The organism is Siccibacter colletis (assembly GCF_025914095.1).
In the GTDB taxonomy this organism is placed as follows: domain Bacteria; phylum Pseudomonadota; class Gammaproteobacteria; order Enterobacterales; family Enterobacteriaceae; genus Siccibacter; species Siccibacter colletis.
On the sequence record NZ_CP074352.1, the window covers coordinates 2,638,863 to 2,654,871 of the forward strand.

The following is a 16,009-nucleotide window of genomic DNA, read 5'->3' on the forward strand; positions in this document are numbered from 1 at the left end:
CCTTACCCCCGGAACCGGTTCTGGTTTTCAAGGAACCACTGATAGGTGCTGGCCAGACCCGCTTCCAGCGAGATCTCGTGATACCAGCCCAGCGCGTGCAGACGGGTGACGTCGAGCAGTTTGCGCGGTGTGCCGTCCGGCTTGGTGGCATCAAACACCACGCGGCCCTTGTAACCCGTGACCTGGGCGATGGTCTGCGCCAGTTCGCGAATGGTGCAGTCCACCCCGGTGCCGACGTTGATGTGCGACAGCATCGGTTCGGTGTTCTCCTGCCACACCTCGCGGTCCAGCTCCATGATGTGAATGCTGGCCGCTGCCATGTCATCCACGTGCAGGAACTCGCGCATCGGCGTACCGCTCCCCCACACCACCACGTCAGGCGCGTTCTGCCCGGTCGCTTCATGGAAGCGGCGCAGCAGCGCCGGAATGACATGCGAGTTGCTCGGGTGGAAGTTGTCGTTCGGCCCGTACAGGTTGGTCGGCATCACCGAGCGGTAATCGCGATCGTGCTGGCGGTTATAGGACTCGCACAGCTTGATCCCGGCGATTTTGGCAATCGCGTACGGCTCGTTGGTCGGCTCCAGCGTCCCCTGCAGCAGTTCGCTCTCGGCGATAGGCTGTTTCGCCAGCTTCGGGTAAATACAGGATGAGCCGAGGAACAGCAGCTTGTTCACGTTGTTCAGGTGAGCCGCGTGAATGATGTTGCTCTCGATCATCATGTTTTCGTAGATGAAGTCGGCCGGGTAGGTATTGTTCGCCACAATACCGCCCACTTTCGCCGCCGCCAGGTAAACCTGGTCAATCTGCTGCTCAGCGAAGAAGGCGTTCACCGCCCCGCTGTCCAGCAGGTTGAGCTCATCACGATTGCGCAGCACCAGCTCTACATCGTCACGCTGTTCGAGCTGGCGTACGATGGCCGACCCCACCATTCCGCGGTGGCCGGCAACGAAGACACGTTGTTTTTTCATGCTCAGGACTCCAGCGCGATGGCAACCTCGTAGCCATGAGACTTAAGCAACGAGTGTTTTTTCGCCGCTTCGAGATCTTTGGCAACCATCTCGGAGACCATTTCCTGCAGGGTGATTTCCGGTTTCCAGCCCAGTTTTTCGTGTGCTTTGGTCGGGTCGCCGAGCAGGGTTTCCACTTCAGCAGGACGGAAGTAGCGCGGGTCAACCTGAACGATAACGTCGCCCGGCTTCACGCCCGGTGCGTCGTGACCGGTAACGGAAACCACGATGCCTTTCTCGTCAACGCCGGTGCCTTCGAAGCGCAGTTTGATGCCGAGCTGTGCAGCAGCCATCTCAACGAACTGACGTACGGAGTACTGCACGCCTGTCGCAATAACGAAGTCTTCCGGCTGCTCCTGCTGCAGCATCATCCACTGCATTTTCACGTAGTCTTTGGCATGGCCCCAGTCACGCAGGGAGTCCATGTTGCCGAGGTGCAGGCAGGATTCCAGACCCTGAGCGATGTTGGCGATAGCACGGGTGATTTTGCGGGTCACGAAGGTTTCGCCGCGACGCGGGGATTCGTGGTTGAACAGAATGCCGTTGCAGGCATACATGCCATAGGATTCACGGTAGTTCACGGTGATCCAGTAGGCGTAGAGTTTTGCTACCGCATACGGAGAGCGCGGGTAGAACGGAGTGGTCTCTTTCTGCGGGATTTCCTGCACCAGACCGTACAGCTCAGAGGTAGACGCCTGGTAGAAACGGGTTTTCTTCTCAAGGCCGAGGAAACGAATGGCTTCCAGCAGACGCAGGGTACCCATCGCATCCACATCCGCGGTGTATTCCGGGGATTCGAAGGAGACCGCAACGTGGCTCATCGCGCCCAGGTTGTACACTTCGTCCGGCTGCACTTCCTGCAGGATACGGGTCAGGTTGGAGGTATCCGTCAGATCGCCGTAGTGCAGGTGGAATTTCGGGTTGTTGCTGTGCGGATCCTGATAGATGTGATCCACGCGCTCGGTATTAAAGGACGATGCACGACGCTTAATACCGTGCACTTCATAGCCTTTTTCCAGCAGAAGTTCAGCAAGGTAGGAGCCATCCTGACCGGTTACACCTGTGATGAGAGCAACTTTACTCATGGTTTCATTTCCTCTGTTATTCGACTATGCCTTAGACGTTTTCAAAAAAGGCGGATTTCGTGTTGCCCTGTTCAGGCGCTTGCGGTGAGAGTCCACTCTCACCCCGGTCCCCTCTTTCCTGAGGGGTCAAATCATGTCCCGTTTCATCGGGAACGCGTTGCCGCACGATGACGGCCGGGTTACCCCGACACACCACGTTCGGCGGTAAAGATTTAAAGACGCTGCTGCGGGCACCGACCACGGTGGTATCGCCAATGGTCACGCCGGGTGCCACAAACACATCGGTGGCCAGCCAGCACTTCTCGCCAATCACAATCGGCGTGGCGGTAATATCAAAGTGCTCGCTTAAATAGTCATGGCTGCCGGTGCACAGATAACATTTCTGAGAAACCACCGCGTTGGCACCGATGGTAATATCGCCCAGGGTATACAGCACCGCGTCGTCGCCAACCCAGGCGTAATCGCCGAGGGTTAATTTCCACGGGTAGGTTATTTTTACCGATGGACGAATAACCACGTTCTTACCGATACGGGCACCAAACAGACGTAATAAAAAGGCTCGCCAGCGGTAGGCTATTTGCGGAGACCAGGCAAATAACGTGGCCTGCACCGCCCACCAGAGTTGAACTTTAATAGCATTGCCACCCCGGAAGCCCGCAGGCACCGAGAATCCTCTTAAATTTTGCATAGTATTTCCCTATATTTACCGCGTAAGGATATTCTTAAATATGGTTTACGCTTTGTGATATAAGGCTTTTGTCTTACCGGTGGTGCGCATCCGTAATAAATAAGATAATTCTGCCCAGAAGCCCGGCACACGTAATATTTTACGCTGTACATTTTTTGCGTCGCGACAGAGTTCCATATTATTAGAGGTGGATACACCGCCCATCGAAAATTCAGACACGAGGCCTTTAATTCGTTTAAAGGCATAGCCTGATTTATACAGGCTGGCGGCCAGCGCATAATCGGATGAGACTTTATATTGTAAATCGTAGGGGTGGCGCTTTAGTCCATCGACCGGGAAGAAGATTGCCTGATGGCTGGCCGGCAGGCTGTGATAAATATACCAGCCGTGTTTCGCACTGCGGCGAATTTTTGTGCCGTCACCAAAATCAAGCAGCGCATCGCCAATATACATGGCGCGCTCGGACTGCGGCTTACTGGCGAGTTCGCGCACCACGTCACTGACGTCTTCGTGGAACACATCGCCGGAGTTGAGGAAGATTGCAAAGCGGCCTTCGGCCATGTTGATGCCTTTATTCATGGCATCATAAATACCGTTATCTTTTTCGCTGATGTAACGTAAGTTGTACTGTCCGTTGAGGTTTTCGAGGAAACCTGCGGTGCCGTCACCGGAGCCGCCGTCGACGACAATCCACTCAAAGGTAATGTCCGTTGCCTTCGCCAGATGCGCCAGCGACTGCCAGGTTTTCACCACCCCTTCGTAATTTTTCCAGGCGACAGTAATAACGCTTAATAACATTTCGGCATACCTCATCAGGAATCAGCGATTTTTAACGCTTTTCTCAGAATAAACGGACAGACAATTAAGAACGCATATTCCGGGCTAAATATAGAACCGGTAAAAAAGAGCGAGACCGGTGTGAACAAGTAGAGCTGAACACGAAAGTTTTGGTTATTGCCAAATGCGTTTCGCGCCATTTTCAAAATCTTGTACATGAACCAGCAAGCCAGCAACACTGCAAACCATGAGAAATAGATGATGAGCAGGTAGAGGCCATTGTCTATGGTTTTACCGACATCCGCACCGTTAAAAATTCCGAATGATGCAACATATTCATAAAGTGAACCGAAACGTACCACACCATCGATATTGGTTAATGAGTAGCCGACCATCGCCAGCGGACCAATGATACGATAATATGATGACGACCCTTCCGTTCCCAGATCGCCGAGGCGATCCGCAATATACGGAAACGCAAATACCAGCCCGACGATAAAGACACCCAGAGAGATTATTGCCAGCGGCAATTTCTTTCTGATGGCACTTTTATTAAGATATTGAAACGCCCATTCCAGCAGATAGAAAATGATGAACGTCATTACCCCTGAAAACGATCCGGATAACACTATTCCGGCAAGGATCATACCATCGGTTTTCGGCGTTTTGATACCAAACTGTTTGATGCAGAGCCAAATTGAGATTAACGCCAGAGCAAAAAACGCCGGTTCGAAATAGAACGCGGTGGTGCGTCGGCCGCCAAACTTAATAAAATTCAGAACATAGCTGTTGCTGTAAATAAGATATTTCGAAATTGCTTCAATTAAACTGCTGCCGCCTGTGAGAATAATTTCCGCCATTTCCACCGCTGCCAGGCCGACCACCAGCGTGATCACCACGTAAAACAGCCGCAGGATTTTCTTGTGGTTGCGCGCCGAGATGGTTTTGAAGCGGATCGCCCACACCATGCTGATGATGATCACCAGATAGACGAACAGCATGGTGGAGGTCACGTACTTACTGGCATCCAGCGAGCGGCCAAACAGGTAGTTAAACAGCGTTAAGCCGGCACCAATGCCCAGGCCAATCATCAGCTTTTTAAGGTTAATCTTCTCTACGTACAGCAACAGCAGCAGCGGCAGGAAGGTGACGATGGTGATCGGAAAACTTTCGCCCAGCTGGGCGATCTTGATATTGACCACCAGATAGATAAACGGCAGCAGCAGATAGCTACAGACCCTGATAGAACGAGACATATTCCTCCAGCATCTGTTTTCCGCTGTACGCCTCACGGCTGCGCGCGCGAAACGTCGCCAGCTCCGTGCCAAATATCGCCTGGGCGATCTCCGCTTTATTGCGCTGCACCAGGGACAATACCTGATCGTCATCGACGGTGACGCCGCCCGACTTGCGCAATACCTCTTCCGCCGCCTCGCTGTGGGTGGCAATCACCGGTACGCCGATGGAGAGCGCTTCGCACAGGATCAGCGGGTAGTTATCCACCCGCGAGCTGAACACCAGCGCATCCATCTGATTCAGCTCGCTCATCAGTTTCTTTTTGTCGGTCAGGAAGCCATGGTTCACCACGTTGGCCCCTTCAAACGGCGAGAATTTGCCGAAGGTGTGCACTTCGATGTTATCGCCGAGGGCGACCATCTCGCTGACCAGCTTCTGATTGGTTTTGCCGTCGTAGCGCAGGTCGTGCGCCACGACCGCGATTTTCGGCGTGCCGACGCGCGCCGGCGGCTCCGGCAGCTCGGCCAGAATCGCTTCGGTCGCGACGTCGATGCCGTTGTTGATAATCCTGCACTGCCCTGCCCCGTAGAGGCTGTTGAACGCCTCCGCCACATGCTGGCTCGGAGAGATAAACTGGCAGCCGAGGGCGAGCATTTCGGTGAAGCAGCGGCGCTTGTCATCCACCAGCTGGCGGGCGCGATCCACTTTTACCGGCGGGTAGTTGCTGAGCGTCGGGCATTTAACGCAGCCGCGCTTCCAGCCGTCGCAGCCGTCCAGAAACGCACAGCGTCCGGTGACGCTCCAGTGATCGTGCAGCGTCCAGACAAAGGTGACATCGGCTTTGTGGGCGCGCAGGCGATGGCAGAATTTCACCACCTCATCAAGATTCAGCCAGTAGCTGTGCAGCACGTGGAAGTGCAGCACCACCGGTCCATGCGTGCCGACGATCTGGCGGTAAAGATTATTGAGATTGCCGAACAGGTCGCGGTTGAAGAAGCGGAACAGCGCAATGTTCGCCATCGACACCAGACGCGGGGTCTGTTTTTCCACCTGGCGGAACTGGTCATGGCTGACGCTCTTTTTACCGCCCTTGCCATAGCCATAAATAAAGCGGGAGTGCATTCCCTGGTTGAGCGCACGCTGATGCAGATCGAGCGCGACGCCTGCCGCCCCGCCTTCCGCGAGACGCACGTTAAATTGCAGGATATTCACGCGATCACCTTAATTTTTGCTTTTTCGCCGACCACCAGCGCGTTATCCGGTACGTCGGTCACTACTACACTGCCGGCACCGACAATCACGTTGTTACCGATGGTGATGTCACCAATCAGAATGGCGTTAGCACCCAGCTCCACGCCGTTACCGATTTTCGGGCAGGCGAGGCTGTCCGGGCCGCGGTTGCCAATGGTGACGCCGTGACGGATGGTGAAATCATCCCCGGCAACGACGTTTTTATTGATCACCACCGCGTAGCCGTGGTGAATGGTGAAACGTCGTCCGATGGTGGCCGCAGCCTGAATTTCGTAGCCGAACAGGCATTCGGTAATGAACCGGTAGAGCACCAGCACCGGCGCGGCCCAGATATTGTTAATGACGTTTTTTTTACGCCATACCGAGCAGAAATGAGCGATGCGGTAAGCGATCACCATGCAGCACGGGCGCAGGCTCCAGCTATTGGCGCGCAGATCTTCCATTATCATTACTTACTCCGCAGTCCGTCAGTCAGGCGCTTGGTGTTACGCACGCTCAGCAGCGTCAGCAGGGTGCGGAAACTCATCTGCTTGTTGCGGATCTGATACAGCGTAAACAGCTGATATTTCTTGCTGGCGCGGTCAAACACATGCTTGTGCTTGCGGTAGAAATTGAAATAGCCGGCAAACTTCTTCGCCGATTTGGTGATCTGCATTTCGCCGTGGTTAACGTGCAGGATCTGCGTCGCCTCTTCCACTTTGAACGGCTCGCCGTACTGCAGCACCATACGCAGGAAGATGTCGTAATCCTGCGCGGCCATCAGATGGACATCGAACAGGCACTCTTTGAAGCGCCAGGCGAAGGTAAACACCTGGTTGCCGACGATGTTGCGCTTGAAGAACAGCTTCAGCGACCAGGGCGATTTCGGGTAGAGCGGCAGGCTGGTGGGCTGGGAGTAAACCTGGCCTTCGCACATGTAGTCGTTGGCATACAGGAACGCGTGGGTCTGCAGCTTGTCTTTGTGCGCCAGGAATACCGACAGGCGATTCGGGGTCCACTCGTCATCGTCATCGATGCCGGTGATAAACGTCCCCTTTGACTTGAGGATCGCCTGGTTACGTACCGAGCAGGCGCCGGAGTTGTAATCGTTGCGGATGTACGTCACGCGCGGATCGCCCAGCTCGTCCACAAACTGCTGCAGCTGTTCGTACGCCGCGGAGCAGTCATCAACGATGATCATTTCCCAGTTGTCGTAATCCTGGCGCAGCACGGATTTGATAGCGCGGATAGCCAGTTGCTGACGGTTCCATGTCGGCATATAGATTGAAATGAGCGGGCGCGATGTGCTGGTCATATTCCGTTCCCCGATGTGGTTAATTTTTACGATGGGTGTGGCCACCCTCACCCGGTTTTATTGTTGTATTCCGGCAGCGTCACCCTCTCCCGCCCCTCTCCCGGCGGGAGAGGGTGCAGACACGTCACGTTCAGGGGAGGTGTGGGATGAGGGAAAGACGACCGGTTATTTTTTGTCCGACTTGTACTCGTACTCGTAGTAACCGTAATCCTGGTAGCCGGTGGCGCGGCGGAAGATGGAGTTGAGGATCACCCCTTTCACCTGAATACCGTTCTGCTCGAAGCGGCTGAGGCTGGTTTCCACCTCTTTCAGGGTGTTGACCGCATAACGGGCCACCATCAGGGTGGTACCGGCATGACGCCCTACCACCGCGGCATCGGTCACCGCCAGGATTGGCGGGGTATCGATCAGCACCAGATCATAGTTTTTGCTCGCCCACTCCACCAGCTGGGTGAAGCGCTCGCTCATCAGCAGCTCAGACGGGTTCGGCGGCACCTGACCACGCGGCACCAGGTCAAAGTTCGGGATGGAGGTCGGCTTCGCACACTGCGAGACTTCGCCCATGCCGGCCAGAATATCGGACAGCCCGTTGACGTTGTTGGTACCCAGCAGTTCGTGGGTATAGCCCTTACGCATGTCGCAGTCGATCAGCAGCACGCGCTTGTTGGTCTGGCTAATCACCGCCGCGAGGTTGGCGCAGACAAAGGTTTTACCGATAGACGGGCTGACCCCGGTCATCATCAGCACGTTGTTGCTGGCCTGCATCATGGCGAAGTGCAGACTGGTACGCAGGCTACGAATCGCTTCGATGGCCAGATCGGTTGGGTTACCCACCGCCAGCAGCTGACTCTGCTTGTACCGCTTAACCCCTTTGGTGGTTTGCACGTTATCACGCGCCTTCTGCCACTCGGAGAGCGGGATACTGGCGTAGACGCTGATCCCGGCCTCTTCCAGCACCTGCGGGCTTTCGATACCGCGGTTAAACAGCGAGCGCAGCAGTACACCTACGATAGAGAGCAGCAGGCCGAGGATGATGGCACCCAGAATAATCAGGGCGCGTTTCGGCTTCACGATGCCCGGCTGAGCAATCGCCGGGTCAACGATGCGCACATCGCCCACGGTGCTCGCTTCGGTGATCTTCAGTTCCTGCTGCTTGTTGAGCAGTTGCATGTACACCTGCTGACCGGATTCCACGTCGCGGGTCAGACGCACGATCTCCTGCTGGGTTTTCGGCATCGCCGTCACGCGGTCATTCAGGCGTGATTTTTCATCTTCCAGCGCCTGGCGTTTTTCCAGCAGCGTGCGGTACGCCGGGTGCGCTTTGGTATAGAGCTTGGAGATTTCCGCTTCTTTAAAGGTCAGCTCATTAAGCTGGGCATCGATGTTGACCATCGAATCCAGCACCGCTTTTGCTTCCAGCGGCAGGTCAACCGAGTCTTTATCCTGACGGAAAGCGTTCAGCTTGTTCTCCGCAACATCGAGGTTGTGACGCACTTCCGGCAGCTGCTTCGCCAGGAAGGCAAGGCTTTTCGCCGCCTCTTCTGACTTGCGCTGCACGTTCTGCTCAAGGTAGTTGCGGGTAATGCTGTTAAGGATGTCGCGGATCTGGTCGCGGTCCTCACCGGTGTAGGTCAGGCTCAGTACCCCGGAATCCTTACCGTTCTCGGTCACAACCAGATTGTTTTTCAGCTGGTTAACCATGCCGAGGGTGGAGTATTTGGTAACGGTAAAGGTGCTACCTTCCGCGGCCTTGATCTCGCTCACCGTGATGCTGACGCCGTTTTTATTCAGCGGCTGGCCTACTTCGCCCCGGGCGCTGAAGCCCGCATCGCTGGTCAGCTCATACTGTTTCGGCCCCAGCACCTCAAGGGTGAACACGTCATTTGCCGTGCCTTTAGGCAGGTTAAAGGTGGTGACCGACACCGTGTCGTTGGCGCGTCCCATCAGGCGATCCCAGCCAGCGCCAAAGATCGGGAAGCTGTTTTTCTGCACCGCGATATCGAGGTTCAGATCGTCTACCGTTTTACCCAGCACCAGACGAGAGGTGATGAGCTGAATTTCCGCCTGCGACGCCGGCGGCTTGTTGCTCAGCGCGCTGTTAATGTCCTGCACCAGCGAGTTGCCGGAGTTCTGCTCAATCTGCACCATCGCATCGGCGCTGTAGATTGGCGTGGCGAACATCACATACACCAGGGCCGCCAGCGCAAACAGCGCGGTGATCCCCAGCACCCACCAGCGCGCCTCGATAACTGTCCCTATCAGACGGCCGATATCAATTTCATCGTTGCCTTCACTCGAGGCGGCAGAATGTCTCACGTGATCTGTCATTGTTATCCCTGCTGAGCTTTCAGTGCATGCGCCCACTTGCGGGCAGAATGGTCAAGGAGTGAATAGACCGCTTCAAATGCCTCGCGGCTTTTGCGGTACGGGTCCGGGATCTCGCGTTCGTTATCCCAGTGTCCGAACAGCATCACCTTGCCACGCATCTCCGGTGCCATTTCGCATAGCGTATGGATATGGCGTTTTTCCATGGCGAGGATCAGGTCGTATTCGCGGCACAGACGTCCGGTAAGCTGACGCGCAACGTGCCCTTCCAGGGAAAGATCGTGCGCCTGCGCGACATCAATGGCGGTAGCGTCTGCCCCTTTTCCGACCAGCGCCCCCAGCCCGGCTGACTCCACGGTCAGTTCCGGCTGGTAGCGCCTGAGCAGGCGCTCCGCCGTGGGGGAACGACAAATGTTCCCCACACACACCACTAAGATTTTGTTAAACATGGGCGTTACCAGTTGTGAACATCGCTTGCTGTATCCGTCATATAACGAACACCGCTGATGGTTGGCAGCAGCTGGCTGACCAGACGGTTCCAGCGCGCGACCGGTGCGGTGGTGACATACACCACGTCATACGGTTGCAGCCTGAAGTTGGTGGCCATAATCAGCGAGGTCGCATCAGACATATCAAGCTGGTAGATGCTGGCAATCTTGCCGTCGCGGCTCTGTTCCGGACGCAGCGGACGGATCACGAAGATGCCGCTGGCGTTGGAGGTGGTCATATCCAGCCCTTCCGCCTGGCCCAGTGCTTCGGTCAGGGTCATGCCGCTGAAGTCCATTTTGAGGGTGCTCTGTTTCTTCACTTCACCCATCACGAAGACTTTCAGATCGTCATTGCGCGGCACAAACAGGATGTCACCCGGATACAGCAGACGGTTCTGGCTGAGATCGCCATTCTGCATCAGCGCCTGCAGGGAGATACGCTGCTCGCGGCCTTTGTGCGTCAGCACCACGTTGCGCCAGTCGGCATTTTCCGTCAGCCCGCCCGCGGCGTTAATGGCATCCAGCACCGTCAGCGGCACGTTGGTGATCGCCTGCTGGCCCGACTTATTCACCTGGCCTGAGACATAGGCTTTCTGTGAGCGGAACGCGGCGATATTGACGTCGACCTGAGGGTCATTGATGTATTGCGCGAGGCGGCCGGTGATTTCCGTGCGGATCTCGGCGAGGGTTTTACCCACGACGTGCACTTTACCGATGTAGGGATAGAACATGGTGCCGTCGGACTGCACCCAGTTACCGGTGTCGCTGGAGCTACGGTACTGCCCCGCCGGCGTCGTCAGCTCCGGGTGGTCCCATACGGTGACGCTGATAACGTCGCCGGGACCGACACGGTACTGATAGTTGTTAATTTCCTGCTCAAGGCTGGCGTTCGGCTGAGCGAAGTTAGGACGCGGTTTTAATTGTTCGATGAGTCGGGGGGTCAAAGGATAAACGTTCACCATCCGATCCAGATCAAAATTGGCATCCTGCTGCTTGATCACATCCTTGCCTAGCGTGGACATATTGCTTCCCGGAAACACGGTACATCCACTCATCAAGGTTACAGATACCAATAATGGCATCAATTTTAGTTTGGATTTCATCATTGAATATTTATCACTTTGGCAGAGTAATTATCCTGAGGACTTAAATAAACGTACGACAATAACTTGCGTGTCAAGAATGCAGTCATCAGAGCCCAAATATAACTGGAATCTGTCCTAAAATACGCTTATTTACCGCTATCATATTGACAGAATAATCGAGGCTTATTGGCAGGTATTCAGGCACGCTACCGCCCTTGGCTTTCAGTTACCAATCCACTGCATAAACAAAAGGTTAAATAGTTCTTTAACAGCAGAATAGCTGCATTAGAGAATTATCTTATTACCCGTAAAATTAACGTAAACGTCATCTTTGGTACATTTTCAGCTTAACGCTCGCCCGAATCCCGCAAAGCAATCATTAAGGCTGATTGGATTGTTACAGCTAACGTATACGCAGGCAAGGCGGCATAAACCCTTAAATAGCATTTTAAGATTAATATGAAGCGCGCATTTTGTCGTATTTAGGATTAACCTGAGGTTGACAATATTACAGGTGATAACTATGGCTTTGACTATTATTTTGCAGTGTCAGAACATTTACCTGATAAGCACGGAGTATTCTTATTGGCAGCGGCGATAAAAAAGGAGCAATAAAGTTGCGCGCCGGGAATATATAATGTGGCGATTATTGCTCATTATTCGGCCAGCGCTATAAAAGCGGACTAAAATTGATTTTTATGAAGATGTTATCCATGATCCCCCTCATGCCCCATTTTTACTAACGCAGGAAACCACGCCTTATGGAATGGATTGCCGATCCCTCAATCTGGGCCGGTCTCGTCACGCTGGTAGTGATTGAACTGGTACTCGGAATCGATAACCTGGTGTTTATCGCCATCCTCGCAGAGAAGCTGCCGCGCGAGCAGCGCGACCGGGCGCGCGTCACCGGTCTCATCCTGGCAATGCTGATGCGGCTGGTGCTGCTGGCTTCCATCTCCTGGCTGGTGACGTTGACCAGCCCGCTGTTTACCGTCTCGGACCTGAGCTTCTCGGCTCGCGACCTGATTATGCTGTTGGGCGGACTATTCCTGCTGTTTAAAGCCACGGTCGAACTCAACGAGCGGCTGGAGGGTAAAGACAGTGACAACCCCACCCAGCGGCGCGGCGCAAAATTCTGGGCGGTGGTCGCGCAAATCGTGGTGCTGGATGCGGTGTTCTCCCTCGACTCGGTGATCACGGCGGTGGGCATGGTGGATCACCTGCCGGTGATGATGGCTGCAGTAGTGATTGCCATCTCGGTGATGCTGCTCGCCAGCAAAGCCCTCACCCGCTTCGTGAACAGCCATCCCACCATCGTTATTCTCTGCCTGAGCTTCCTGCTGATGATTGGCTTTAGCCTGGTGGCCGACGGGTTTGGCTTCCACATTCCCAAAGGCTATCTGTACGCCGCCATCGGTTTCTCGGTGATGATCGAAGCCCTGAACCAGCTGGCGATTTTCAATCGCCGCCGTTTCCTGCTCTCGGCTAACCAGACGCTGCGCCAGCGCACCACCGAAGCGGTTATGCGCCTGCTGAGCGGTAAAAAGGAAGATGCCGACCTGGATGTGGAAACCGCCTCCATGCTGGCAGACCACAACGACCAGGCGATTTTCAACCCGCAAGAGCGGCTGATGATCGAGCGCGTGCTGAATCTCAACCAGCGCACGGTGAGCAGCATTATGACCTCGCGTCACGATATTGAGCACATCAACCTGAACGATGACGAGGCGCATATCCGCACGCTGCTGGATAAAAACCAGCACACCCGGCTGGTGGTGACCGGCGGGGATGACGATTTACTCGGCGTGGTGCACATTCTCGACCTGCTTGAGCAGTCGCTGCACGGCGAGCCGCTGGATCTGCGCCCGCTGATCCGCCAGCCGCTGGTGTTCCCGGAAGGGCTGCCGCTGCTGGGCGCGCTGGAGCAGTTCCGTAACGCCCGCACCCACTTTGCCTTTGTGGTGGATGAGTTCGGTTCGGTGGAGGGGGTCGTGACGCTGAGCGACGTGATGGAAACCATCGCCGGTAACCTGCCGAATGAAGTGGCGGAGATCGACGCCCGGCACGATATTCAGAAAAACGCCGACGGCAGCTGGACCGCCAACGGGCATATGCCGCTGGAAGATCTGGTGCAGCACGTGCCGCTACCGCTGGACGAGAAGCGGGAGTACCACACCATCGCCGGGCTACTGATGGAGTATCTGCAGCGTATCCCGACGCCGGGCGAAGAGGTGCAGGTCGGGGACTTTATCCTTAAAACGCTCGACGTTGAGAGCCACCGGGTGCAGAAGGTCCAGATCGTTCCGCTCGTCGCCGACGACGCGCTGGATTATGAGGTGTGAGTGTTTGTAGGGTGGGTAAGCGTGGTGCGCCCACCGTTTAGCGACGTACCAATAATCGTAGGGTGGGTAAGCGTAGCGCACCCACCTTTAACGTGCACCCACCGTTTTGGCATGAGGTCTATGTGATTGCGGCAAAGGTTCCGTTCACCGTGGCACCGCGTTCACATGCAAACACCGCCCCTCGTGAACGGGTGAAGGGGGCTCGCCGCCGCCCCCTTCACCATCCCGGCTCCCGGCTAAAAAACCGGCCCTGCGGGCTGCCCTTGCCTCCGGCGTTTCGCTTCCGGTCGGGCGCGATACCCCATCCCGGGGCTCGCGCCCTCTGGCGGTTCCCGACCGCCAGCCCGGACTCAACGCCTGCGGCGCGGCGGTTTTGATGCCGGATGGGGGCCCCCCTCCGGCATGGGTAATTTGATTTTGTGGTGGGTGCGCTACGCTTACCCACCCTACACGTATCTCCAACACGTAGGGTGGGTAAACGGAGTGCACCCACCGTTTACTGCGAAGCCGCTTTCACCATAAAAAAACGCCCCTTACGGGGCGTTTTTCATGTCAGCATCGTGGCTCAGAGTTTATCTATCAGCTCTTTCACGTCTTTGCTTTTTTCATTGTTCTTGTGCCGGTCAGCCCACTCGTTGAGACGGCGCTTCGCTTCGTCCTGCAGCTGTTTACGCAGCACCTGATCCACTTCCAGACTGTAACTCAGCTGCTGCCACGGGCCATAAACCCGCAGCGGGACCGCCGTTTTTTTCAGGCGCGCAATCAAATCGCTGTCGCCCTTCCAGCCGTCGGTAACGCGCACGTTGAAACGGGTATCGCACTGCTCTTTCACCAGATCCAACAGGCCGTTGCCCTCCAGCGCCAGCATGGCGGACTCGCCTTTCATCTGATCCAGACGCAGCTGACCGTTATTCAGCCGCGCACTGGCGGAGAAGCTGGCCAACGAGGTGGCGTTGTCGTAATTCTGCTGCGCACTGACGTTGCTGCTACTGCGCTCCACCGCCTGCTGCACCAGCTGCTGGAAGTTGAGCCCTTCCATGCGGCTGTTGGCCATCTCAATCGTGGCTTCACCGCGCCAGCCGTCGCGAAACGCCTCAGCATCAATGCGATCGCCCGCGAAATCCCCGCGCAGGGAGAACGCCCCGGTGAGCGCAATGGGATAGTTGAAGGCCTTCAGCACCGAGCCGATTTCAATATTATCGATGGCCGGACGGAAAGCGGCTGATGGCTGCGCGCTGCGCGCATCAAGCTTGCCGGGAAACGATAAACGACCGTTGCCCAGAACGCCATCAAGCGTGCCGATCTCCAGCAGCCCGGCGTTGTTTTTCATGACGGCATTCACCTGGGTGAAGTCCAGCCCGCGCCAGCGCACGCTGTTGGCTTGCAGCCGGGCATCGGCAATAAACCCGCGCAGCATCTGGTAATCATCATGTTCGGCTTCGGCGGAGATCACCGGCCGCGCCCGCACCGGCATCGCCTGCTGACCTTTCTGCGCCGGCGTAGTGCCTGCCGCCGCATCGGATGCCAGCAGATTCTCAAGGTTGAGTTTGTCGAAGCGTAAATCCAGCATCCAGCGCGGCGTATCGCCCAGCACTACGCTGCCCTCGCCTTTCAGCGCGCTGTCATTGGCGGTCAGCGCCAGATTGCTGAAGGAGAGTTTTTTCACCGGCTCCTGCCACAGCGCCTGAAGGCTTGCCTGACCGCTGATGCCGTCCTGCGGCAGACCGGCACCGCGCAGCTGCCAGCCGAGCTGTGAAATGTCGGCGGTGAGGCGCTGCGGGTAGTCGCTGCGGTCGAGACTGGCGCTCATCGCCAGCGTCAGATCGCGCTGATCCCGGGTGATGCGCCCGCTCAGCTCAATACTGGCCTGCCGCTTATCGTTCTGCTCCATATCAATATTGATATTGCGCACCGTGACCTGCTCGTCGCCTTCGTGCTGGAACACCAGCAGACTGTCGGCGACTTTCAGGCGCGCAATATCAAATGACCAGCGGGGATCGGTGTCCTGATGGGGAACGGTATCGCGCGGGCCGACCGGCGCATTTTCCGGACGGCGCGCTTCACTTTGCGGGGTAAGCTGGATTACGGCCCCTTTGAGCATCACCTGCTGCACCTGAAGCTGGTGAGAGAGCAGCGGCCAGAGCGCCACGTCAAGGCGCATGTTGTCGGCGCTGACCAGCGCATCGGTGGCACCGGGCGCGGTCAGTGACATACGGCCGGACAAAATGCTGAGCTGGGGCCAGACGTGCCAGCGTAGCGGGCCATCAAGCTTCAGCTGATAGCCGCTGCGCGCCTCCACCTCCCGCACCATATAGGCGCGGAAATCGTTCGGATTCACCAACATCACCAACGCGGACAGGCCGGCAACCAGTACGACCAGCAAAATCATCAGCGTGGTTAAAAGTCGTCTCATGGCATCCTCAGAGTGGGG

General features: G+C 56.2%; 12 protein-coding genes and 1 pseudogene. 1 reads left to right on the forward strand and 12 read right to left on the reverse strand.

What is annotated here, in order from left to right:
* Positions 1-2: 2 nt before the first annotated feature.
* The 11 genes and pseudogenes from fcl to KFZ77_RS12855 all read right to left on the reverse strand — a co-directional run bounded on the left by fcl (position 3) and on the right by KFZ77_RS12855 (position 11,257).
* Complete coding sequence (gene fcl / locus KFZ77_RS12805) at positions 3-968, reverse strand: GDP-L-fucose synthase (RefSeq protein WP_031520842.1); 966 nt, start codon at positions 966-968, stop codon at positions 3-5.
* A 2-nt stretch (positions 969-970) separates the two neighbouring features.
* A complete protein-coding gene (gene gmd / locus KFZ77_RS12810) occupies positions 971-2,092 on the reverse strand; it encodes a GDP-mannose 4,6-dehydratase (protein ID WP_031520840.1) in 1,122 nt (373 codons plus the stop codon).
* Positions 2,093-2,234: 142 nt separating this feature from the next.
* Positions 2,235-2,780: pseudogene (gene wcaF / locus KFZ77_RS12815) on the reverse strand (colanic acid biosynthesis acetyltransferase WcaF); the annotation flags it as partial.
* Between the two features lie 45 nt (positions 2,781-2,825).
* Positions 2,826-3,578, reverse strand: a complete 753-nt coding sequence (wcaE, locus tag KFZ77_RS12820; protein WP_031520836.1) for a colanic acid biosynthesis glycosyltransferase WcaE — start codon at positions 3,576-3,578, stop codon at positions 2,826-2,828.
* A 14-nt stretch (positions 3,579-3,592) separates the two neighbouring features.
* On the reverse strand, positions 3,593-4,813 hold the full coding sequence (gene wcaD, locus KFZ77_RS12825) for a colanic acid polymerase WcaD (protein ID WP_031520834.1): 1,221 nt from the start codon (positions 4,811-4,813) through the stop codon (positions 3,593-3,595).
* Positions 4,788-6,005, reverse strand: a complete 1,218-nt coding sequence (gene wcaC, locus KFZ77_RS12830) for a colanic acid biosynthesis glycosyltransferase WcaC (protein WP_264384416.1) — start codon at positions 6,003-6,005, stop codon at positions 4,788-4,790. Before wcaC ends, wcaD begins: the two co-directional genes overlap by 26 nt.
* The gene (gene wcaB, locus KFZ77_RS12835; protein WP_264386191.1) at positions 6,002-6,490 is read right to left on the reverse strand and encodes a colanic acid biosynthesis acetyltransferase WcaB; all 489 of its coding nucleotides are present in this window, start codon (positions 6,488-6,490) and stop codon (positions 6,002-6,004) included. Before wcaB ends, wcaC begins: the two co-directional genes overlap by 4 nt.
* Positions 6,491-6,492: 2 nt before the next feature.
* Positions 6,493-7,338 (reverse strand): colanic acid biosynthesis glycosyltransferase WcaA, encoded by an 846-nt coding sequence (gene wcaA, locus KFZ77_RS12840; RefSeq protein WP_031520829.1) that lies wholly within the window; start codon positions 7,336-7,338, stop codon positions 6,493-6,495.
* Between the two features lie 165 nt (positions 7,339-7,503).
* The gene (gene wzc / locus KFZ77_RS12845; RefSeq protein ID WP_264384417.1) at positions 7,504-9,666 is read right to left on the reverse strand and encodes a tyrosine-protein kinase Wzc; all 2,163 of its coding nucleotides are present in this window, start codon (positions 9,664-9,666) and stop codon (positions 7,504-7,506) included.
* A 2-nt stretch (positions 9,667-9,668) separates the two neighbouring features.
* Entirely contained in the window at positions 9,669-10,112 is a 444-nt protein-coding gene (gene wzb / locus KFZ77_RS12850) for a low molecular weight protein-tyrosine-phosphatase Wzb (RefSeq protein ID WP_031520825.1), read from the reverse strand.
* A gap of 5 nt (positions 10,113-10,117) precedes the next feature.
* The gene (locus tag KFZ77_RS12855; RefSeq protein WP_031520823.1) at positions 10,118-11,257 is read right to left on the reverse strand and encodes a polysaccharide export protein; all 1,140 of its coding nucleotides are present in this window, start codon (positions 11,255-11,257) and stop codon (positions 10,118-10,120) included.
* A 740-nt stretch (positions 11,258-11,997) separates the two neighbouring features.
* Between KFZ77_RS12855 and KFZ77_RS12860 the strand changes: the two genes are divergently transcribed.
* The gene (locus KFZ77_RS12860) at positions 11,998-13,578 is read left to right on the forward strand and encodes a TerC family protein (RefSeq protein WP_264384418.1); all 1,581 of its coding nucleotides are present in this window, start codon (positions 11,998-12,000) and stop codon (positions 13,576-13,578) included.
* 565 nt (positions 13,579-14,143) lie between these two features.
* Here the strand turns inward: KFZ77_RS12860 and asmA are convergent.
* A complete protein-coding gene (asmA, locus tag KFZ77_RS12865) occupies positions 14,144-15,991 on the reverse strand; it encodes an outer membrane assembly protein AsmA (protein ID WP_264384419.1) in 1,848 nt (615 codons plus the stop codon).
* Between the last annotated feature and the right edge of the window lie 18 nt (positions 15,992-16,009).

What these genes read in the sequence shown, in the direction of transcription:
- asmA (WP_264384419.1), bottom strand. Translation starts at nt 15,991, where the DNA reads ATGAGACGACTTTTAACCACGCTGATGATTTTGCTGGTCGTACTGGTT.
- wcaA (WP_031520829.1), bottom strand. Translation starts at nt 7,338, where the DNA reads ATGACCAGCACATCGCGCCCGCTCATTTCAATCTATATGCCGACATGG.
- gmd (WP_031520840.1), bottom strand. Translation starts at nt 2,092, where the DNA reads ATGAGTAAAGTTGCTCTCATCACAGGTGTAACCGGTCAGGATGGCTCC.
- wzc (WP_264384417.1), bottom strand. Translation starts at nt 9,666, where the DNA reads ATGACAGATCACGTGAGACATTCTGCCGCCTCGAGTGAAGGCAACGAT.
- wcaE (WP_031520836.1), bottom strand. Translation starts at nt 3,578, where the DNA reads ATGTTATTAAGCGTTATTACTGTCGCCTGGAAAAATTACGAAGGGGTG.
- KFZ77_RS12855 (WP_031520823.1), bottom strand. Translation starts at nt 11,257, where the DNA reads ATGATGAAATCCAAACTAAAATTGATGCCATTATTGGTATCTGTAACC.
- wcaD (WP_031520834.1), bottom strand. Translation starts at nt 4,813, where the DNA reads ATGTCTCGTTCTATCAGGGTCTGTAGCTATCTGCTGCTGCCGTTTATC.
- fcl (WP_031520842.1), bottom strand. Translation starts at nt 968, where the DNA reads ATGAAAAAACAACGTGTCTTCGTTGCCGGCCACCGCGGAATGGTGGGG.
- wzb (WP_031520825.1), bottom strand. Translation starts at nt 10,112, where the DNA reads ATGTTTAACAAAATCTTAGTGGTGTGTGTGGGGAACATTTGTCGTTCC.
- KFZ77_RS12860 (WP_264384418.1), top strand. Translation starts at nt 11,998, where the DNA reads ATGGAATGGATTGCCGATCCCTCAATCTGGGCCGGTCTCGTCACGCTG.